Genomic DNA, 21,343 nt, shown 5'->3' on the forward strand with positions numbered 1-21,343 from the left:
CCTCTTTTTTTGAATAGATAGTCACGAAGACTATCCAATATTTAATCCTGTAATTCTACCATCAGGGCGTCATCTACCTTGGAAACTTTGGCCAAACCGTGTTTTCCGAGAGATTTTATCCCTTTGTCCCAAGCTTTGTTGCTCAAGCCCGAGGCTTCTTTCAGGGTTTCCAATGGCATTTGTTTTTCCTTCTTCAATACATCAAAAATAACTTTTTCATTTTCAGAAAGCTCAATGGGCTTCTTCTCAGGACGCATTTGTGGGAAGAACAGTACTTCTTGTATAGAGGCATTGTTGGTCATTAGCATCACCAAGCGGTCAATGCCAATTCCGATTCCACTGGTCGGTGGCATCCCGTACTCCAAGGCCCTTAGGAAATCTTGATCGATGAACATGGCCTCATCATCCCCTTTGGCAGAAAGTTTTAATTGCTCTTCAAAACGTTCCCGTTGGTCAATGGGGTCATTGAGCTCAGAATAAGCATTGGCCAATTCCTTACCGTTAACCATCAGTTCAAAACGCTCCGTTAGCGCCGGGTTGTCCCTATGTTCCTTACAAAGGGGACTCATTTCTTTGGGGTAATCGGTAATGAAGGTTGGTTGGATATAGAAATGCTCACATTTCTCACCAAATATCTCATCGATCAGTTTGCCAACTCCCATGGTTTCATCTACTTCTAGTCCCAATTTTTTGGCTACGGCACGCAATTCCACTTCGTCCATTCCGGACACATCATATCCAGTGTGGATTTTAATGGCTTCCAAGATCGGTACCCTGGGATATGGAGCTTTAAATTCTATTTCGTTTTTGCCCACTGTTATTTTGGAGGTTCCATTGGCATCCAAGGCCACCTTTTCCAATAATTGTTCGGTGGTATCCATCATCCAATTGTAGTCTTTGTAGGCTACATACAGCTCCATAACCGTAAATTCAGGATTATGGGTGCGGTCCATCCCTTCGTTCCTAAAATCCTTGGCAAATTCATATACGCCATCAAAACCACCAACGATGAGTCTTTTCAGATAAAGCTCATTGGCAATCCTTAAATAAAGGGGCATGTTCAGGGCATTGTGGTGGGTGATAAAAGGTCTAGCGGCCGCACCACCTGGTATAGGCTGGAGGATTGGGGTTTCTACTTCCAGATATTCCCTTTCATTGAAAAATTGGCGGATGCTATTGGTAATTTTGGTACGCTTGATAAAAGTTTCCTTTACCGCGGGATTCACCACGAGATCCACGTAGCGTTGACGGTACCTTAATTCCGGATCATTGAATTCATCATATACTTTTCCTTCGGCATTGACCTTGGGCAAGGGCAATGGCCTCAAGGCCTTGCTCAAAATGGTGAAGTCTTTTACCATTACGGTTTTCTCACCTACTTGAGTAGTGAACAATTCTCCTTCCACACCTACAAAATCGCCAATGTCCAATAGCTTTTTGTAAACCTCGTTATATTTTATTTTATCGTCACCGGGACAGATTTCATCCCTGTTGAAATAGACTTGTATTCTGCCTTTGCTATCCTGAAGCTCAGCAAATGAGGCCTTTCCCTGTATCCTTCTGGACATCAATCGGCCTGAGATAACAACTTTTTTGCCCTCCTCATAGTCGTTTTTAATGCTTTTTGATGTGGCATCCACAGGATATAGCGCTGCTGGATAAGGGTCTATCCCCATGGCCCTTAATTTGGCCAATTTTTCCCTTCTGATTACTTCTTGCTCCGAAAGTTGCATAAAATCTTGATTAAGGCTGCAAATATAGCTACTCTGGGCTAATCTATCAATTGATTAAATAGGTATTGTTTTCCGGTCTATAAGTTTTCTACGGGAATGTAACAAATTGTACCAATTGGCGTCCTATAGAAACATCAATCAAAACAATCAAAAAATGAGTTTTTGGCGAGTGCTATTAGCTATCCTATTTCCGCCCTTATCCGTAATCGGGAAGGGCTGTGGATCTATTATTATTGTATTTCTTTTGACCCTCTGTGGATGGGTTCCCGGAGTTATTGCCGCGCTGGTCATTCTGAATAACCCAAATAATTAGTTACTTTGCACCACGGACAAGTGGGGACCAGGGAATGGTTTTTTCTTTTGTGGAGGTCAAGTATGAATAAAAAAGTAAGACTACAGGATTTAGGGCTCAAGGATTATAAGGAGACTTGGGATTATCAGGAGGAGTTGTTCCAGACAACCCTGGACATAAAAATAAAGAACAGGCGTGAAGATGCCCAACTGGAAACCCCCAACCATTTTTTAATGGTAGAACACCCCCATGTGTTTACATTGGGCAAAAGTGGGGATATGGGGAACTTACTGGTCAACCAGGACCAGTTAACCAAAAAAGGGGCCAGTTTTTATAAGATCAATAGGGGAGGGGATATTACCTATCACGGTCCAGGTCAAATTGTTGGCTACCCCATATTGGATCTTGATAATTTCTTTACGGATATTCATAAGTACCTAAGGCTCTTAGAGGAAATGGTGATACTTACCCTTGCAGAGTATGGATTAAAGGGGGAAAGATCCAAAGGGGAGACTGGTGTCTGGTTGGATGTTGGAACCCCATTTGCACGGAAGATCTGCGCCATGGGCGTACGTGCCAGCCGTTGGGTCACCATGCACGGATTTGCTTTGAACGTCAATGCCGATTTGGGGTATTTTGACCTTATGATCCCTTGTGGCATCAAGGACAAGGCAGTAACATCCCTCAATGTGGAATTGGGACAAAAAGAGGTTTCCATGGAGGAGGTTAGGAAAAAACTGATCACCCATTTTGAGGCCTTGTTCGAAGCGGAATGCATCGAGAGTCAGGCCTGAATATAATTAATGTGATTAGGTCATTAATTTGAATAGTCGGTAAGGACCATTCTATTCATTAGATTCCCGCCTTTATCATAGGTTTCCTGTTTGATCATCCCTACACCTTCGGCCAGCCATAATCTAGATGGAAAGGTTTGTTGCATCATTTTTTTGGTCACTCGTTCACCATAAATTACATAGCAGTCAAAACTTCCTGCCGGAGTAGTAGTAGCATCTTTTTTTTCTACACTTCTATTGATCAAATCAACTTGAAAGTTCATTTTTGTGCCCCCCATATCCAATGTCATGGTAACACTTGCATCCTCTAGTTTTTGCCCAATACTCAGATCATTGGGAAGTACTATATCGCTTCCCGAGATATCCATTTTCTTGCCTTTATACTGTTTCAGGGTTTCGCTGGAAATCATGGATTCGTAGTCAATTTCAACTACATTGTCAATGCAGTTGACATTATGGTCTGAAGAAAGGTATTCCTTGCCTTTAATATCCTTGTAGGTAATTTTCATCCATGCTTCTGTATCCTTATCCCTGTGGGATACATTATGGATCTCATAATGAACAGAGCCTTCTTTGCTGCCATTCTTGCCGTAATTGGCATATTGATAATTAGCTCCTTCTTCCAAGTTATAATATTTGCTACAACTTTCTTGGCCTGATGTTGGTATGGATATAATAATGAGAGAAAATAGCAATGCGATTTTTAAATTCATAATTGGTATTTTTTAGGTAGATAGAACAAGGGTAAACAGTTTTGGAATGACCGAATATTACTGATTAAAAGCGGTCAAAATACTGCCTCCGATCATTTTTCCTTTTTTATTGTAGTTTTCTTGCTTTACCATGCCGACATTTTCGGCCAACCATTGTTTGGCGCTACCGCTTATCTTGACTCCCATTTTTGATTCATGATCCCAAGAGACAACAATACAATCATAGGTGCCAGCAGGGGTGGTGACACTTTCTCGTCCGTCTACCTTGCGGTTAAAGACATCTACGGTCATTTTCATGGTTATAGGTTTCATCTTTATGGTCATCAACATATTTGCATCCGGGAGGTAGGTCCCTGGTTTTAGGTTATTTGGCAGCATTAGGTCGGTTCCTGTAATGTCTACTTCCATATCCTGATACTGTTCCATGGTACCTGGGGCGGCAAGCGAACTGAAATCAATGGAGACCCCATCATCAGTGCAGCGCACCTTATATTCGGATTCAGCTATCAGTTTATCCTTATCTGAATGCATTGTATAGGACATGGTAGCTGATTTTTCGGTGGCCTCCTTAACAACATAATCTATAGTCCCGGTGTTTTTGTCCTTGTCATCATACATGGTCAATTGAAAAGTGGTTCCTTTCTTTAAAGGATAATAGGTGCTACAATCTGATTGGGCCTGAGATCCCAATACATAGGAGAGGACCAATAATAAGGTAGTGAAGTACGTTTTCATAGTTTTATATTTTTATAAATTCCACCCTTCTATTCTGGGCCTTTCCTTCTGTAGTGGAATTATCCCCAACTGGTTCGGCCTCACCCTTCCCTTCGGTGGTCAACCTTGATCCATCAATTCCATAAACATGTACCAAGGCATTCTTGACAGCTTGCGCCCGGTCTTTTGACAATTGTAGGTTTGCCCCTGCATCCCCATCAGCATCGGTATGCCCTATGATATTTAACTTCATAGTGCCCTCTTGTATTAAAACCTGTGAAATTTGACGTATGATGCCCAAGGATTGCGGTTTGATTAAGTCAGAACCAGTGTCAAAAAGAATTCCGGTAGTCGATACTTTTCCATCGGAAATAAGTTGTCTTCTTAAGTCCAACCCTCCTTCGGCTACTTTTAAATTGGTAATGAACAGGCGTTCTTCCCCATCTTTGAAGTTGTTCATGTGAAATTTTAAGGAAGTAAGAACAGCACCTTCTGGAACAATTCTTGGAATATCAATGTGTTTTTCTTCATTGACCCACAGTCTAAAACGTTGTTTGTTTACGGCAATGGAAACATGAGGTCGTTGTAATACTTCTTCTCTAAGGTCGGCTCTTACCACGCTATATATTTCACGTTTGTTGTTGATGTGGTTGGACATCGTTATTCCCACAGCCGCATATTGACAAAATGGCAATTGTGCATGTACAAAATTGGCCCCTTCCTTAAATTTATCGTCATCGCTTAGAGCTATACGCATGGTAGCCGTTGAAGATGTTTTATTGCTTAATCCCACGGCCATCACATCAAATTCTATGGTATATTCTTCTGGTAACTTTGGTACATCAGGTATGTAGTAAATATTATAACCGGGAAGCAATTCCATCCATTTTTCAGGAGAATCATTCATGGTTACTACTTCACCGCCCCCATTGGTATTCCACTTAGAGGGAAAATCGCCAATAAAATCCTTTGTAAAATCATCGTAAAATATAATTTGATCTCCAGGCACGTAATCAAATTTGCTGTAAACAGCAATGCTTTCCGAACCGGTAGTGCCAGCTTCTCCTGATTGACCATTTTTATTGGGATTATTTCCTCCATTACTCGTTTCTTGCCCCCCAACAATTGTAGGTAAGGGTTCTTGTGATGGCGACTTCTCGCCCTTTTTGCCGGGTTCTAAAATACTGTCCAACACTTCATCCGTCTTCTCCTGTGTTTCCTTTTCTACACGTCTTTCAACAGTACGCTCCGCGGCTTTTTCAGCTCTTTTTTTTAGTTTCTTAAGAATCTGGGAATGGGCATCGGTAGAAAATGCCAACATCAATAATAGGGACATAAGGACCTTTGCTATGTAGCTATTTGTTTTCATTATTCCTCACTCTTTATGGTTAGGACAATATTTAAAATGGTCGTTTACAGGAATCTCTTGGTTTTATATAGGAAGAGACCTGCAAGGGGAGACTTGGGAAAATAGATCATTTTTGCCTTTGGGAGAAGAAATAAGGCACTTTACAAATGTGAAAGATTCACTTGCCTTAAGATACAAAAAAAATCCCCATAGTTTGGGGATTCTTGTATTAAAGGGAAGGTAAATTGTAAAGTTGGTGACTAGTCCAATATCAATATATCTTATATACAATCAGGGAGTTGTCCATATCCTTGGCCACGATTTCCAATTTTTTGTCATTATCCATGTCTGCTAGGTCTACCATGGAGGTTCCGAATACCGGAAAGTTGGAAATGGTCTGCGCCTGACTGTCAAAAAGAAATATTTTCTGGTTTTGTATGTCGGTTACACTCACATACATCTTGTCCCGGTTAAAGAAAATTTTAGGTCTTGAATATACCCCAAGGTCCAGTTCTATTTCCCTGTCTCCAATTTTCAGAACATTATCGTTCATAAGTACCATGTGCCTGCTGCTGGCATCCATACCGTGCTCTTTGGAGAGATTAAGGTTGGTCTTTCCAATTTGGCCTTTGTCATCTATCTGAAAAAGAACGCCTTTTTTATCCGTAGTGGTGAATTTGCCGTTGTAAAGTTGCATTCCATTGTTCGAAAAATCAATTTTTTCAGAGACCTTGATCCGATCTTCTCCCACTCTATTAAGAATTTTTAGCGTGCCATCGGCCAGTTGGAATACGAGATAGTCCTTATTGCCAATGCGCATATGTTGGGGTGCATTGATTATGGGTTGTTCGGCATTATTGAATTTGAAGCCTTTGACATCCTTCATTTTATTGTCATACATAAAAACCTTGGAGCCTTGGGTGATGACAAAGCGATAGTCTTTTCTACCGTCGTAATCGAATATCGCCAAAGGGTTTAAATTGCCGTCCTGAAAAGTTTTGTTGAAGGGTGGTACTTCGTTTCCATTCCTATCCAGGATCAAAAATTGGTTGTTGGTGTTGAAGGCCAACTGTAGCCTTCCGTTTTTGTAAATATCCACCTGTTGAACAGCTCCCTGGATCTTGCCGGTCAAGGCTTTTTTCCATAACACCTTACCATCCCCGGAGATGAGGTAAAGGTTGTTGTCGCTATCCTGGACCACAATTTCCTTTTTATTGGTCCTATAGTCGGTGACGAACTGTGGTGTGGTATACAAAGGATGGTCCAATTGAATCGTAAATAGGGGGGAAGTGCTATTGGATTTGTCCTCCTTTTCTACTTTTTGGACAACCGTATTGATATGGTAAAAATCATCATCGGCGACCAATTGTGCCGCGAATAAGTATTTTGAAAATGTACTTGGCTTAAAATCATTAAAAAGGGTCTTGGAGAATTCTTCTTTAAGAATGTTGGAAATACCTTCGGCATTGGCTATAAAAAGGACATTGGATTCGTCTGCCAAGACATCATTGGCAGTCTCAAAAAGATTGGTTTTCTCAAAAGTGGTTGTGTTCTTGTAATTACTGATAATGGTCTGTAAGGTTTCAATTTCAGAGGAAAAAATAAAGGCATTGTCCAAGATGGTGCAGTAATTTGCCTTGAATTTTTTTATCAAAGGATTAAAATAGTCATTCAAAAAGGCATGGTCGTTCAATTCCATGATCTCCGTCCCCTGATAGGTGCTATTTCCCTTCTGGCGTTGTTCCAGGAATTTAATGATTTTCTCTGAGCCAAAGGTATTCAGGACTACGGCCTTTTTTCCATTCAAATAGATATTTCCGATCTCCTCAACCGTATTGAATAGGGTATCCATGGGTATGGACCTGTCCAAATAGTGCTGTTGGTTTTTGGCAAACATACTATAGTCGTCAAAAGAATACGATAAAATGGCTTCCGCGCTCATTGGAGCATACAAGGCCATGGTATTGGTTCTGGCTCCGGTATTCTTGAACAGATTTGTAAAATGTTTTATGGAGTCATTGGCTACACTAATTCCTGTAAAGTTTAGATGGTCCTGGGCGATATCAAAATCTAAATTGATCCAATCGGAAAAATTGGAAAACTTGTAGTTGGAATTTTCACGGAGAACAGCGTTGAAGAGTGGATTGCTGTTCTTGGTGTTCAGGAAGAGAGTGGCGGACTTGTTGGAATTTGAAATTTTATAGAGCTGTTTGAGTGAGGTATTCACAAAGGGTTCCTTGGCGTTACGGATGCTGTTTTCCAACAAGACCTGTGAGGAACTAATTATAGTGGTCTGCTCTATTATTGTGCTGAAAAAGGTAGATCCCCCAACAACATATTTATTGATACTGCTATTTTCGTAGGTAAGGGTTTCGACCGACTTGTTCTTTGCGCCTTCGAGTTTAACGAGTCCTTCCTCGGTTGGTACTATAAATAGGTATTCAAAGTTCTCTTTGCCCAATTCATTAAAAACCAAAAGACTTTCGGAGGTAGGATTCAGGTAATCCATATTCTTTATGGTCTCAAATATGTTCTTATAAATTTGGTTCGACTTCAGGAGGGATAGGAATTCATTGTTTTTCAACTCGCTCTTCAAGGTCGATAGGTTGTTGATCTTTATGACCAAGGGGGCGTCTTTGGGCACAAAATCCAGTAATGATGAGGAAGTGTTTTTCTTTTCGGTACAGCTAAAAAGGAGCAGCGCAATGATCAATAATATCCTATGGTTCATATGGATGGTTTTCAGCAAATTTATAATTTTAAATTTCAAGTTCGAATTGTTCTGGTAATTGCCTGAAACTTTTCCTATGATACTTGGTTATGCCATATTTTTTAATGGCTTCCCGATGCTCTTTTGTGGGATATCCTTTGTTCTGGATCCAATTGTACATGGGAAATTCTTCGTGTAATTTTGCCATGTACGCGTCCCGGTGGGTTTTGGCTAGAACCGAAGCCGCAGCTATACTGGCATATTTGCTATCACCTTTTACGATACATTGATGCGCTATTTCTTCATAGGGCTTAAACCGGTTACCATCTACCATGATACAAGTTGGTCTGTGGGCCAGTTGTGAAATGGATTCGTGCATGGCCAGGATAGCGGCATTAAGGATATTGATGCTGTCTATTTCTTTTGGGGAGATATGGGAAACTCCAAAGGCAACGGCTTCAGTTTCTAAAACAGGCCGAAGTAGTTCTCGCCTTTTTTCGGTGACAATCTTGGAATCATTAAGGTGTTCGTGATAAAAATCTTCGGGTAAAATGATAGCTGCGGCGGTTACGGGACCGGCCAGGCATCCGCGACCTGCTTCATCGGTTCCTGCCTCGTGGTATAAGCTTCTGGTTAACATGCCTTTCTGTGAAAATTTACTGTATTATCATTAATGTTGACTTAAAAAAGAGAATAAATAAACAAAACGTGTTAATGTTATGATTATAATACAAAAAACAGCATTTCGTTTTAGATAATTTACAATTATGTGGTTTTTTTTAACATATCCTCTATGGACTTTGTATAAATTTTTGGATTATTAGGATTTAATTGGGATTTTTACCGCTGACTAATTAAAAAATTAATTTAAATGAAATCAAAGTTAACTTGGATTTTAACATCTTTCATGGTGTTATGCGTAAGTTTTTCTTTTGCGCAAGGAAAAACTATTTCAGGTAATGTGACGGACCAAGAAGGTCTGCCGTTGCCTGGGGTATCTGTTGTTGTGGTGGGAACCACCTCAGGTACACAAACAGATTTTGATGGTAATTATACCATCGATGCCAATGCCGGACAAGTATTAAGGTTCAGCTATATTGGGCAAAAAACAGCGGAAAGAACCGTTGGTTCAACTAATGTTATCAATCTTCAAATGGAAGAGGATGCACAGGCCTTGGAAGAAGTTATCGTTTTAGGATACTCCACAAGAGGGAAAAATGAGATTACTGGTAGTACAGTGCAGTTGAAATCTTCTGAAATCAACGACGTACCATTGGTAACCGTTGATCAGGCATTACAAGGTAAGGTAGCCGGTTTGACTATTGCATCTTCGTCTGGTACTCCAGGATCTACCCAAGATATTAGAATTAGGGGTGTTGGTTCTATTTCTGCTTCCAACGATCCATTGTTTGTTATTGACGGTGTTCCTGTAATCAGTGGAAACTTTTCTGGTTCAACTGCTTTTAGCTCGTTGAGTGCTTTATCGGCAATCAACAATCAGGATGTGGAAAGTATTACTGTACTTAAGGATGCTTCTGCAACTTCAGCTTATGGTGCAAGGGGTTCCAATGGTGTGGTTGTTATTACTACCAAAAAAGGAAAGCAAGGGAAGACATCTTTTAACTACACCTCTTCTTATGGAGTTCAGGATTTTGCTGTAGATCAGCCAACTCCTTTGACAGCTGCCCAAAGAGAGCAATTGTACTATGATGCCCTTTACAACACTTTTGGCGACGGTGGTAACAACTTTACAAGAGCCGAAGCTCCTGCTGAAGCTCCTACAAGAGGAGGCTGGGGTGCTTATGCTGCTTGGATTGATGCTGGTCGTCCTGAAGGAAATTGGGGTGAGGAAGTAAAGAGAAAAAACCCAACTATTGTGAATCATAATATTTCCGCTTCTGGTGGAGACGAAAAAGGTTCTTTCTATGCCTCTTTAGGATATAGCAAAACCGAAGCTTTGGTAGTTGGTAGTGATTTTGAAAGGATCAATGGAGTGTTTAACTTCACTAGAAACCTATCTGATAAATTGAAGTTCGATACCAACATGAATGTGTCCAATACAAGACAGAACGCCTTTTTGGAGCAGAGTGCATTTTTTGCAAACCCATTCTTGTCAAGGTACTTTATGCCTCCAACGGAGCAGCCTTATAATGAAGACGGTTCCTTAAATACAAACTTGAACACTTCTTTGTTCAACACCTTGTATTTGGCAGAAAACGATATTGCTGAGAATGATTTGACAAGAGCAATCATCAACTCATCTTTGGAGTATGAAATTATTGATCGTTTGAAGTTTAAAACAAGATTCTCTATTGATTACAACCTATCTGCTTACAGACGTTATGAGAATAGAGTTCACGGTGGTGGTTTGGCCGATGGCGGTACTGCTGAGAGTTCTATCAACAGAAATTTCAACTGGGTTACACAAAACTCTTTGAACTATACTTTTTCTGTTGGTCAACATAATTTTGATTTGACAGCTTTACAGGAATACCAAAAGAACAAGACCAATTATCTATATGGTGCTGGTGAAAACTTCCCAGTTGATGGTCTTACTTATTTGGATAATACAAGTGCTAACTTTGCTGTTTCCAGTAATTTCACGGATTGGGCAAATGCCTCTTACCTAGGGTTGTTGAACTACAACTTTGCAGGGAAATATATCTTTGATGCAACCTACAGAAACGAAGGTTCTTCACGTTTCGCCCCAGGATTGCGCTTTGGTGATTTCTGGTCTGTTGGTGCTGCATGGAACGTTTCACAGGAAGATTTTATGTCTTCTGTAGACTTCGTAAGTCAATTGAGACTTAGAGGTTCATATGGTGTGAGTGGTAACTCAGGAATTGATATCAACGCTTACCAAGCTTTATTAGGATTTAGTGCAGATTACGATAATCAAGGGGCAATATTCCCAACAGGTTTTGGTAACAGCTTATTGACTTGGGAGAAAAACGCGAACTATGATGTTGGTGTGGATTTTGGATTCTTTGATGATGTGGTTTCTGGTTCCGTTGCTTATTTCAACAAAAGAACGTATGACCTTTTACAAAATGTTCCATTATCAAGAACTACAGGTTTCTCTGAAGTAGCAACCAATATTGGAGAAATTGTGAATAAAGGGGTAGAGGTTGATGCAACCTTTAATATTATCCGTAGCAATGATCTAAACTGGAGCATTTCTGGAAACTATGCAACCTTGGATAACGAAGTTACTAAATTGGCTTTGGATGCCAATGGTGAGGAAATTACAATTACAACAGGTACAAGAAGAATCGAAGTCGGTCAGCCAATCAACGCTTGGTATATGAGAGGTTGGGCTGGTGTAGATCCTGCAAACGGAGATCCATTATGGTATGTTAACGGTACCGATGGTGCTACTACCAATGACTACAACGCTGCAGAAGTGGCTTACCAAGGTGAAAACGCCACGCCACAGTACAGTGCTGGTTTCGGTACTCACTTTGATTTTAAAGGGTTCTCCTTTGATGCAGACTTTTATACTGCAGGCGGACATAAAGTATATGAAGATTGGTCGAGATATACCAAGAGTAACGGAACATTCTCTACAAGAGTCTTTAATGGTACTTCAGAGTTGTTGAACAGCTGGACAACACCAGGTCAAATTACTGACTACCCTGCTTTAAGAGCAAATGCTGGTGATGGAAACAGAGCTGCTTTTACTTCCTCTAGATTTTTGTACGAAGGTGATTATGTAAGGTTAAGAAACCTTTCTTTGGGTTACTCTCTTCCAAGTTCAGCGACAAAAGCATTGGGAATGGACGCTATTAACTTCAGCGTTAGAGGTACTAACTTATTGACTTGGGTGAAGGATGATAGATTGAAGTACGATCCAGAGGTTAGAGCTGATGGCTTTACTAGATTAACTACTCCTCCGGTGAAATCTTTCGTTTTCGGTGTTAATTTAAAATTTTAAGAAACCATGAGAAAAATAAATAAATTATTTATAATGTCTATCCTAGCTTCTGCAACGATGATGTCGTGTAGTGAGGATAGTCTGGATCCAACTCTAGCCGTAAATAAATCGGTAGAGACCAGTATAAACACTGAAGAAGATCTTCAAGGGATATTGTTGGGTATGTACAATAGACTAACATCCACACAATATTATGGTAGGGATATCATCATCTATGGTGATTCCAGATCTGACAATGCATTTTCCAATGGTAATTCAGGACGTTTTGTTACTGTTAGTACTATGGCCATGACCGAAACTGATGGTCAGGCTACAGGTACTTGGACGCAAATCTATGAGGTTATCGCTTCGGCAAACATTGTTATAGGTGCTGAAGTTACTGGAGATGAAACTACGATCAACCATATTAAAGGTCAAGCCTATGCGGTAAGAGCCTTGGCGCATTTTGATGCTTTAAGGTTATATGGTCAACAACATGTTCAAAGTGGTGGACTAAGCGCATTGGGTGTTCCTTATGTAACTGAATTCAAAGGTGAAAACTTATTGCCAGCGAGAAATACCGTTGGTGAAGTTAAAGCTTTGATGGAAGAGGATTTCGCTACTGCGTTGTCCCTTATGTCGGCATCTTTGAATGATCCTAGCAAGCAGTACATTACAACGCATGCGGTTAACGGACTTTGGTCTAGGGTAGAGATTTATTTTGGTGACTACCAAAAAGCATTGACAGCTGCTGCTGCAGTGGTAAACTCTAACCAGTTCAGTATAGTTCCTGCAGGTGATTTTGTGGCAAGTTGGTCTACAGATGGTGCTGTAAATTCCATATTCGAGTTGGCTGTTAACAACAATGACAATCTTGGAATTAACGGTTTGGCAAATATTTACAGAGGTAACACTTATGGAGATATTCAGGCATATGATGCTTTTGCAAATATCTTTGATGCAGGTGACATTCGTGGTTCTGCAGAGATGATAGATGTTGATGGTGCTGGTAATTTGAGAAATATCGGTAAATATCCATCTGCCACATTCGATGACAACATCAGTATCATCAGATATGAAGAGGTGGTATTGAATTACGCTGAAGCCTTGCAGAATACTGGAGGTAACGGTTTGGTTTTCTTAAACTCTGTTGCTACCAACAGAAATGCTCTGCCTTACGCTACTGCTTCACAAGCCAATATTATGTTGGAGAGAAGAAAAGAACTGGCTTTTGAAGGCTTTAGGTTCGATGACTTGGCAAGATCTCAAATGGATATTCCATTCTTGGATCCAAACCAGGCTGGTCCTGCATATGGAAGCTATAACTATGCATTCCCTATTCCTGCAGTAGAGACGAATGCAAACTCTAATATGGTTCAGAATTTCGGTTATTCAAACTAGAAGTTTTTAATCTATCAATATGTAAAACCCCCGCAATTGCGGGGGTTTTTCTTTATACGGACTTTGGTAAGCAAACAGGAAGTCATTGCTACTTGTGGGTAGCCCAATAATTGACAATATGGTTGGGCATGCAACGGACATTGGGGGATTGGTACTTGCTTATCTTCTGGAGTTTGGGGACAATAAAAAAGCCATGTTTCGGTGCTACCCGTAGACATGGCATTTTTTTGGTTATGCGTTGTTGGTTTCCAGAAGATTGCTCTAGAAAAACTTCCCTATGAATTGATTCTAAATGAAAATATTTCTGAGTTGGAGGAGTTGCCTTGGGAATCAATAGTGATCACCTGCCAAAAATAGGTTTGCCCTGGGCTAACCGTGGCCTCAATAGAATTTTCGGTAGTGGTGCCCAGTTCGGCAACGGGAATTTCTAGGGTGTCCAAAAGGATGCTGTAGGATGCGATGTCATCATCTATATCACTACCGGTCCATTGAAGGGTCACTTGGTTGGTGCTTGCCAAATTGGCTCCTCTTTTGGGGAATACCGCGTCTGCGGGGAATGGGGCATAATTTTCAATACCTGGTCCTTGATTATAAAATTTCCAGACCTCGCTTTGTGCCGTCGTGTTTGTGCCAGTGGCCTTGGAAGTAACAGACCATTCATATGGTGTGCCCCTGTTCAGGGTAATCAACACAGCATTGGTGGAAGCGGGTACCCTTTGTGAGTTATTGGTATTCAGGTTTTTCAAATTTACCTCATAACTGTCGGTGTTCTCCGAGCTGTTCCATTGGAAATTAACAGTGCTTTGGGTTTCATTTTCTACCGTCCCCTCCGTACACTCCTTGTTGTTCTCTGGAAATATCAATGTAGCGCTTAATGGAGACGGGACAGGTTCCGGTGGTGGAACAACAGGTGTTCCGCCAGAATCTCCTCCTCCACAACTGATTAGCATGAGGATCGGGAAAAGATATATTTGCTTCAATGTTTTCATTTTCTAATGATCTTATAGGTAGTTAATTTATTGTTCATGGTAATATTCAGAAGGTATATGCCTTTGGCCAACCTGTCAACATTGAATTGGATGGATTCGTTGTTGGGAGTAAAACTCTTGGTAAATACACTATTGCCGGTCATGGTGAACAGGCGAACATCTACGCTGTCCTGGATCTCACGGCCCAATTGAATCGTTAAGCTTCCATTGGCTATAGGATTGGGATAGATAAGAACTTCATCGGAAAGTATGACCCTTTGTTCAAAAGTTCCCTGACAGTCCAAATCCGTTTTCACCTGTATAGTATTTTCCACCGTTGTCAGTGGCAGGGTTATTTCGCTGTTCGTAGTAAAATACTCTATCTCATTGACCAAGATAGTATATGAATTCCCTCCAGACAGTTTTAAGCTTATCTCTTTTCCTAAAGTGTTTACTTTGGAAGATACTGACAGGGCCTCTGGTTCCGAGATTTTTATCCCGAAACAGTTTTCGTATGCCGCCTGGCCGGCTATGGTAATGCAAAGGGAGTAGTTCCCCGCAGGAAGATTGCCAAATTCAGTTTCTGAGGTAAAGTCTTGGGTGAAGCTGGCAGTTTCCCCAGTAAGTTTGGCCGTGTAAGTATAGGATGCGTCCAATGCATTTATTTTTAACGCCCCGTTATTGCTGGATATACAGGATTCATCCGTAGTCAATACCTTGAAATTGTTGCTCGGTAAGGAGAATATTTCGCATCCATTTACGTCCACCACGGCACCTTCTGGTGTGTTGTCGCACAAATCAATATCGTTGGGTACGCCATCATTGTCCAAGTCTGTATCACAAACATCTCCAATTCCGTCGTTGTCTCCATCCAATTGATCGGCATTGGCAATTAAGGGACAATTGTCGTCTTTGTCATTTATACCATCACCATCGTCATCCAGATCACAAACATCTCCTATGCCATTGTTATCAGTGTCCAACTGATTGGCATTGCCAGTTAATGGACAATTGTCCACATCATCGTTAACGCCATCGTTATCATCATCCTCATCATCCTGAAAGCCTTCCACTACAAAGTCATCTATGACAACACCTTCTCTGGTCACCGCAGGATCTGATTGGAAAACAATTCTAAATATAACGTTAGGCTCATTGGTAAGATCGGTCTCTCCATTGAGGGCATTGGCTGTAAAGTCATAGGCGTACTCCGTTAATTCGGTGTTGGCACCTGTCCATTGTGCCCCTGGACAGTTCTGGCAATCATCATCATCTCCAGAATTTGCATTTGTTCTATCGCTATTATACCAGTTGGGAGTACTATTGATATTTCCAAGTACTTCCCAGCTAGATCCGCTGTCCAAGGAGTACTGTACATAGACCAAGTCAAAATTTATCTCCAGATCGTACGCCATTTTAAATTTAAGCACCGGAGCCAAGATGGAAGAGAATTCGTAACAATTGCTCAAAAGAATTCCTTTCACATTGTCCGGATGGTTTCCATCCAAATTTGTAGCATACACGTTTTGGCCAGAGGCTGCCATATTCAGGGCATTTCCTGCCGGAATACCTCTTTCCCAAACACTGCCCTCGCTGCCTTCATTGTAGGTTATCAAGGATTCCTCTGCCGTCTCAAAGGTGTTCACCGTTCCGCCCACACCAAAATCATTGGCAAAAAAACTGTGTTTTAGGGTATTGTTGTCAGAAAAGGCATCATTGGTTATGCTTGCTGTTACATTGAGCGTATTGCGCCCAAACAGTTCGGGATCTAAAGGTGGTAATGGAATAGTGGCCGATTCCCCGAAATTTAGAGCTATGGGATAGGTAATGTTTTGTGCGGCCACCCCATTGACGGTGTAGTTTACAACTACTTCCGTAATGGCATTGGTTCCTTTGTTTTCCACAGCGATCTCTGGGATTATTTCACCACAGAGTACTGCATTTTCTTTGGGTGTCAAGGAAATCAACCTCAGATCGTTTTCAGGGACTTTGATGGGTATGGGGGATTGCCAAACCCCCCTTCCATAGGTAGAGGCCGTGATAACTTCATCATCCAAACTAATATCAAGATCGCTGACGGCCGTACTGGGAAGGCCAGTAAAATAATCCTCCCATTCCGTCAAAGTATCATCCAGTCTGTACACGCCAAGGCTAGTTCCCAAATAGATGGGGTTATCTGTATTCCTTCCTTGGTGTGCCAAAGAAAAGAAGGCCTGGTCTGTGGAAAGATTGTAGGTTATGTTTGTATTGGTTATCTCTGTACCGTTGATCTCAATCTTATAGACGCCAATATTGGCAGGTTGTCTATTTTGGCTGATCCCGACCCTCCTGGAAGTGGCAACATAAACAATGTTCTCATTGGAATTGTTTAAAGCCATATCCGATATGTCAGTTTCAAAACTTTGGATCAAGGTAAAGTTGATCCCCCCATCTGTGCTTCGGTGAAGCTGATTGTCCTGGGCCACAGTAATAATCATTGGATTGGTAGGGTGAATCTCCACATCCTCAATATCGCCCTTTCCTTCTCCAATAAGTCTTGAAATCTTTTCCCAAGATGTTCCGTTCAACTTATAGAGGGCGTTATAGCCGGCAAAAACCTCCCCATTGGAATTTATGGCCAACGGGGTAATCCAGTTTCCTTGTAGAAAACTACCATTCACCTCTGGGGACCTAATGGTAGTTATGGCTTGTCCCGCATCGTTGGATATGCTGAGGAAACTTCCAAATTGGGAAAAGCCGTAAACCAAATTATCGTTTAATGGGCTTATAACATTGTCCATGCCATCCCCTCCGTGGTAGTTGTTCCATTTTCCATCACTAAGTACTTGGCCGCCATTGTCCTGCAGGCCGCCGATCATCTGTGATGCGTTGTTTCTGGAAACAGAAACCCTGTAAAATTGTCCTATGGCAATTCCGGCGGTATAGTCCGTAAAGGTTGTCCCTTTGTCAGAGGACATGTATACGCCACCATCACTTCCACAAAACAAATTGCCATTGAATATTTTTAAGGTATGTATATCGGCATGGGTATAGGAAGCGTTGTCCAGATACCATTGGTTCAATGGGGAGAAAGTGGTGCCCCCATCTGTGGTTTTCCAAATATTCAAACATCCTATATACACCTCGTTCTCGTCTGTTGGAGACACTTCCATGGCCAAATCAAACCAAGCTTGGTTAGATTCCAATATGTTGTTGGCATTGGGGGTCTTCGTAAAGGTAGTCCCAGAATCGGTAGATTTGTAAAGGCCTTGGTAAGCAAAGTCATTGGCTCCGGTATCCGCGCTCAGCACATAAACTACGGAAGCATTGTTAGGCGTTACACCCAATACCAATCTTCCTGAATTGGCCGGGAGGTTGCCTGTGATTTCAGTAAATACTTCACCACCATCTGTTGATTTGAAAAACTCATCATTGGTAACCGCATAGATGGTGTTGCTGTTATTGGGCTTAAGTTTGAAATCCTTGATGTTCCCAATTTTTTTTCTGATCCATAATGTACCCCCATTGGATGATTTATATAGACCTTGGTTGGTGCCCACCCATAGAATCTGTGAATTTGTCGGGTCTATGACAATCTCGTTCATAAGCCAATTGTCAGACGTATTGCTCGGATTCAGGCCTGTTTGGTTCCAACTTGCTCCCCCATCGGTAGATTTGAATACGCCTACACTATAGGAGTCTGCGGCATCGTCATCTCCCGTTGTTATATATATGATATTGGAGTTGTTGGGATCTATGGCGATCCCTGATACCCCTATTTGGGGAAAGTCGTCAAAAAGATTTGTCCATGATGCTCCGGCGTCTAAAGATTTCCAAATGCCACCTGCTGGAGCACCTACATACCAGATATTGGCGTTGTTCGGATCAACGGCTACGGCGTTAACCCGTCCCTGTCCGGGCAACCGTCCGGAATAGGCATCCACATTGGTCGGGCCAAGAGAGGTCCAACTACTGGTAGGATTGGCCACTGCCGTGCTATTGGCTTTGCTTTCCCAAGCATCCCACAACTGTTTGGAGGAAGGTAAGTAGCCGTTCTCGTCCACGAACTGTTTCCAATAGTTCTCCCACCGCATAAATGGTTTGTAGCCAGATCCCTTAACGTTGGGGTCCTTGTCTTTCCAATACGCATGAAAAGCATCTGAAATCTCATAGAGCGAATAATTGTTCGTACTTGTTTTAGCGGTATTGTTGGGGTCTTTTTTTATAGTTTTCATCCATGGAGCGCTCTCATTGAATTGTCCATAGGAAAAGGTGCTACTAAGGATCAGTAGCAGCAATAATTTTCTTAACATGCTGACTTTTTTGTAAAAATCAGGAAAAATATAATATTTTCAATATTAAATGTTGTTAAATAAACAATCATGGTTATTTGGCTGTTAATTTGAATCTTGTGATTGCTGAATTTTTCACATTTCTTTAGAAACAAAAAAATTACCTTTGTCCAACTAATTTTTTGGAATGAGATATTTAGTAGTACTTCTATTTATATGTAATTCAAGTTTATTTTTTGGCCAGGACAGACCTACACTAAAGGTTAGTGAAAAGGATACTACCGCCTTGGCTGCACAAAAAAAGTTCCAACCTTTGAACAAGGGGAAGGAAAAACCTGAATTTACCATAGAAGATTATAAGATTATCTCCTATGCCAGGGATACTACCTACTTGGATACCACCATTTCCATACAAAAGGAATATAAATACAATTTTCTCCGAAAAGACAACTTTGAGCTCATGCCTTTTTCCAATATAGGGCAACCTTACAATAGCCTGGGCGTAACAGTAAAGCAGAACACCTTGTATCCTTCCCTGGGGGCAGAGGCCAAACACTTCAACTATATGGAGGTTCAGGACATCAATTATTATAGGGTGCCTACGCCAATGACCGAATTAATGTTCAAGACCACTTTTGAACAAGGGCAGTTATTGGACGCCCTTTTGACTTTTAATATGAATCCGCGCCTAAATATCTCATTGGCCTACAAAGGATTTAGATCCTTGGGAAAATATCAGTTTAACGAAGCTGAATCAGGGAATTTTAGGACCACGGCTACCTATGAGACCAAGGACTTAAGGTACCGGTTGCGCGCGCACATTGCCGCCCAGGATATTTTGTCAGAAGAAAACGGGGGCCTTTCCAATAAAGTGACCCAATTTGAATCCGGTGATCCCGAATTCACGGACCGATCTAGAATAGATGTGTTTTTTACCAATGCCAATAATAAGGTATTGGGAAAAAGATACTTTTATGATCATCAATATGATCTGTTCAAAAGAAGTGGTGATGCTGCCAAGGCAAGAACCAATTACCTCTCATTGGGGCACCAGTTCATTTATGAGACCAAATATTACGAGTTTGGGCAGACCGCCCAGGATGCATATTTTGGCGATGCCTTTGTGAGTACTATTAAGGACAAGGCAAATCTTAAGACCATGTACAACCAAGGATACTTGGAGCTGGGCAACAAAACGTTGGGTACATTGAAGGGGAATGTGGCCCTGTACAATTACAATTACTATTTTGACAGTAAGCTGATAACTGCTTCGGGCGAGGAGATTTCCAACCAATTGAAAGGGGAGGAGGTCACCGTTGGAGCGCATTATCAGAAGAACATAGGTGGATTTGAACTGAATGGTGGGGTAGACTACGGTGTTTCCGGGGAATTAACAGGGAACATTATCAATGCATCGGCCAGTTATATGCTTCAATCTGGAGCTAAGGCTACCTTCGCCATCAACTCATCCAGTAAAATGCCCAATTTCAACTACCTATTATATCAGAGTGATTATGTCAATTATAATTGGCAGAACAATGAGGTCTTTGAAAAGGAACGCGTTAATGGACTGATGTTGGGGTTGGACTCCAAATTGTTGGGTAACCTATCCGCAGAATACAATACCATGGAGAATTATACCTATTTCACCTCCACGGCGACCCAAGAGCAGATAGATGCCGGGGAAGAGAATGCGGCGGTAAGGCCATTTCAAGAAGGGAACAGTATCAATTATGTAAAGATCAAATATAATAAGGAGTTCAAGTTGGGGTATTTTGCCCTGAACAATACCCTTATGTACCAGCAGGTAGATCAGACCAATAATGTGCTCAACGTGCCCCAATGGGTAACCAGGAACACGCTGTATTTTTCAAAGGATGTATTTGATCGGGCCATGCACTTGCAGACCGGAATTACCTTTAAATATTTTACGGCATATAATATGGATGCTTATAATCCCTTGCTCGGGGAATTCTATATCCAGAACAGGCAGGAATTGGGAGGTTATCCAATGTTGGATTTCTTTATCAATGCCAAGGTAAAGCAGACCAGACTCTTTTTAAAGGCGGAACATTTCAATTCCTCCTTTTCCGGATTCAATTTTTACTCGGCACCAAACTACCCATATAGGGATTTTGTGATCCGCTTTGGCTTGGTTTGGAATTTCTTCTCCTAATATATGGGGTGCTTCTGCCCGAAAAGGGCAGAACCAGGCTTTCGCTACTCGCTTTTGCCATTGCCATTTGATCTTTTTCAGGAGAAGAAAGTCTTCAATCTGCCGATTTTAATCACAACAAGGCGATTCATGGGATTTTGGCAAAGAGCTCATACAGCTAGCTCAATCCTTGCCCCGAGATAAACGGCCATTTTTTTTCGTTCGTAAAACCTTGTATTATAAGGTGTTCCGAAGGGGTCAAAAAAAAGTTGAAAAAAAGGTGTAAAAAAGTGTTGTGGTATTGCGGAAAGGTTGTAGGTTTGCAGCCCGA

The 21,343-nt window shown here is 41.4% G+C and carries 13 protein-coding genes; 5 read left to right on the forward strand and 8 right to left on the reverse strand.

What is annotated here, in order from left to right:
• Positions 1 to 41 precede the first annotated feature (41 nt).
• Positions 42 to 1,733: a lysine--tRNA ligase gene (gene lysS, locus WAA86_RS15170; RefSeq protein WP_337301871.1), complete on the reverse strand. Its 1,692-nt coding sequence runs from the start codon at positions 1,731 to 1,733 to the stop codon at positions 42 to 44.
• A 154-nt stretch (positions 1,734 to 1,887) separates the two neighbouring features.
• On the opposite strand from lysS, the gene WAA86_RS15175 reads away from it, so the two are divergent.
• Together WAA86_RS15175 and lipB are read left to right on the forward strand one after the other, a co-directional pair.
• Positions 1,888 to 2,046 (forward strand): YqaE/Pmp3 family membrane protein, encoded by a 159-nt coding sequence (locus tag WAA86_RS15175; RefSeq protein WP_337301872.1) that lies wholly within the window; start codon positions 1,888 to 1,890, stop codon positions 2,044 to 2,046.
• A gap of 62 nt (positions 2,047 to 2,108) precedes the next feature.
• Complete coding sequence (lipB, locus tag WAA86_RS15180; RefSeq protein ID WP_337301873.1) at positions 2,109 to 2,819, forward strand: lipoyl(octanoyl) transferase LipB; 711 nt, start codon at positions 2,109 to 2,111, stop codon at positions 2,817 to 2,819.
• A 23-nt stretch (positions 2,820 to 2,842) separates the two neighbouring features.
• Here lipB and WAA86_RS15185 read toward each other — a convergent pair whose 3' ends face one another.
• The 5 genes from WAA86_RS15185 to WAA86_RS15205 all read right to left on the reverse strand — a co-directional run bounded on the left by WAA86_RS15185 (position 2,843) and on the right by WAA86_RS15205 (position 8,944).
• Positions 2,843 to 3,532, reverse strand: coding sequence for a TapB family protein (locus tag WAA86_RS15185; protein WP_337301874.1), 690 nt, complete (start codon positions 3,530 to 3,532; stop codon positions 2,843 to 2,845).
• 57 nt (positions 3,533 to 3,589) lie between these two features.
• Positions 3,590 to 4,267: a TapB family protein gene (locus WAA86_RS15190; protein ID WP_337301875.1), complete on the reverse strand. Its 678-nt coding sequence runs from the start codon at positions 4,265 to 4,267 to the stop codon at positions 3,590 to 3,592.
• A 4-nt stretch (positions 4,268 to 4,271) separates the two neighbouring features.
• Positions 4,272 to 5,615, reverse strand: coding sequence for an OmpA family protein (locus tag WAA86_RS15195; RefSeq protein ID WP_337301876.1), 1,344 nt, complete (start codon positions 5,613 to 5,615; stop codon positions 4,272 to 4,274).
• A 250-nt stretch (positions 5,616 to 5,865) separates the two neighbouring features.
• On the reverse strand, positions 5,866 to 8,325 hold the full coding sequence (locus WAA86_RS15200; RefSeq protein ID WP_337301877.1) for a ribonuclease HII: 2,460 nt from the start codon (positions 8,323 to 8,325) through the stop codon (positions 5,866 to 5,868).
• 28 nt (positions 8,326 to 8,353) lie between these two features.
• Positions 8,354 to 8,944: a ribonuclease HII gene (locus tag WAA86_RS15205; protein WP_337301878.1), complete on the reverse strand. Its 591-nt coding sequence runs from the start codon at positions 8,942 to 8,944 to the stop codon at positions 8,354 to 8,356.
• Positions 8,945 to 9,175: 231 nt separating this feature from the next.
• Here WAA86_RS15205 and WAA86_RS15210 point away from each other — a divergent pair, with 231 nt between their 5' ends.
• Together WAA86_RS15210 and WAA86_RS15215 are read left to right on the forward strand one after the other, a co-directional pair.
• On the forward strand, positions 9,176 to 12,238 hold the full coding sequence (locus WAA86_RS15210) for a SusC/RagA family TonB-linked outer membrane protein (protein ID WP_337301879.1): 3,063 nt from the start codon (positions 9,176 to 9,178) through the stop codon (positions 12,236 to 12,238).
• Between the two features lie 6 nt (positions 12,239 to 12,244).
• Positions 12,245 to 13,618 carry a RagB/SusD family nutrient uptake outer membrane protein gene (locus WAA86_RS15215; protein ID WP_337301880.1) on the forward strand — a complete coding sequence of 458 codons (1,374 nt, stop codon included), beginning with the start codon at positions 12,245 to 12,247 and terminating at the stop codon, positions 13,616 to 13,618.
• Positions 13,619 to 13,893: 275 nt separating this feature from the next.
• Here WAA86_RS15215 and WAA86_RS15220 read toward each other — a convergent pair whose 3' ends face one another.
• Positions 13,894 to 14,607: a hypothetical protein gene (locus WAA86_RS15220; protein ID WP_337301881.1), complete on the reverse strand. Its 714-nt coding sequence runs from the start codon at positions 14,605 to 14,607 to the stop codon at positions 13,894 to 13,896.
• On the reverse strand, positions 14,604 to 18,878 hold the full coding sequence (locus tag WAA86_RS15225) for a thrombospondin type 3 repeat-containing protein (protein ID WP_337301882.1): 4,275 nt from the start codon (positions 18,876 to 18,878) through the stop codon (positions 14,604 to 14,606). Before WAA86_RS15225 ends, WAA86_RS15220 begins: the two co-directional genes overlap by 4 nt.
• Positions 18,879 to 19,044: 166 nt before the next feature.
• Here WAA86_RS15225 and WAA86_RS15230 point away from each other — a divergent pair, with 166 nt between their 5' ends.
• Positions 19,045 to 21,033 (forward strand): putative porin, encoded by a 1,989-nt coding sequence (locus WAA86_RS15230; RefSeq protein ID WP_337301883.1) that lies wholly within the window; start codon positions 19,045 to 19,047, stop codon positions 21,031 to 21,033.
• Positions 21,034 to 21,343: the final 310 nt, after the last annotated feature.

It is taken from the genome of Sediminicola sp. 1XM1-17 (assembly GCF_037203765.1).
Lineage (GTDB): Bacteria > Bacteroidota > Bacteroidia > Flavobacteriales > Flavobacteriaceae > Sediminicola.

Excerpts from the sequence above, each read along its gene's own strand:
- lysS (WP_337301871.1), bottom strand. The coding sequence starts at position 1,733 with ATGCAACTTTCGGAGCAAGAAGTAATCAGAAGGGAAAAATTGGCCAAA.
- WAA86_RS15175 (WP_337301872.1), top strand. The coding sequence starts at position 1,888 with ATGAGTTTTTGGCGAGTGCTATTAGCTATCCTATTTCCGCCCTTATCC.
- lipB (WP_337301873.1), top strand. The coding sequence starts at position 2,109 with ATGAATAAAAAAGTAAGACTACAGGATTTAGGGCTCAAGGATTATAAG.
- WAA86_RS15185 (WP_337301874.1), bottom strand. The coding sequence starts at position 3,532 with ATGAATTTAAAAATCGCATTGCTATTTTCTCTCATTATTATATCCATA.
- WAA86_RS15190 (WP_337301875.1), bottom strand. The coding sequence starts at position 4,267 with ATGAAAACGTACTTCACTACCTTATTATTGGTCCTCTCCTATGTATTG.
- WAA86_RS15195 (WP_337301876.1), bottom strand. The coding sequence starts at position 5,615 with ATGAAAACAAATAGCTACATAGCAAAGGTCCTTATGTCCCTATTATTG.
- WAA86_RS15200 (WP_337301877.1), bottom strand. The coding sequence starts at position 8,325 with ATGAACCATAGGATATTATTGATCATTGCGCTGCTCCTTTTTAGCTGT.
- WAA86_RS15205 (WP_337301878.1), bottom strand. The coding sequence starts at position 8,944 with ATGTTAACCAGAAGCTTATACCACGAGGCAGGAACCGATGAAGCAGGT.
- WAA86_RS15210 (WP_337301879.1), top strand. The coding sequence starts at position 9,176 with ATGAAATCAAAGTTAACTTGGATTTTAACATCTTTCATGGTGTTATGC.
- WAA86_RS15215 (WP_337301880.1), top strand. The coding sequence starts at position 12,245 with ATGAGAAAAATAAATAAATTATTTATAATGTCTATCCTAGCTTCTGCA.
- WAA86_RS15220 (WP_337301881.1), bottom strand. The coding sequence starts at position 14,607 with ATGAAAACATTGAAGCAAATATATCTTTTCCCGATCCTCATGCTAATC.
- WAA86_RS15225 (WP_337301882.1), bottom strand. The coding sequence starts at position 18,878 with ATGTTAAGAAAATTATTGCTGCTACTGATCCTTAGTAGCACCTTTTCC.
- WAA86_RS15230 (WP_337301883.1), top strand. The coding sequence starts at position 19,045 with ATGAGATATTTAGTAGTACTTCTATTTATATGTAATTCAAGTTTATTT.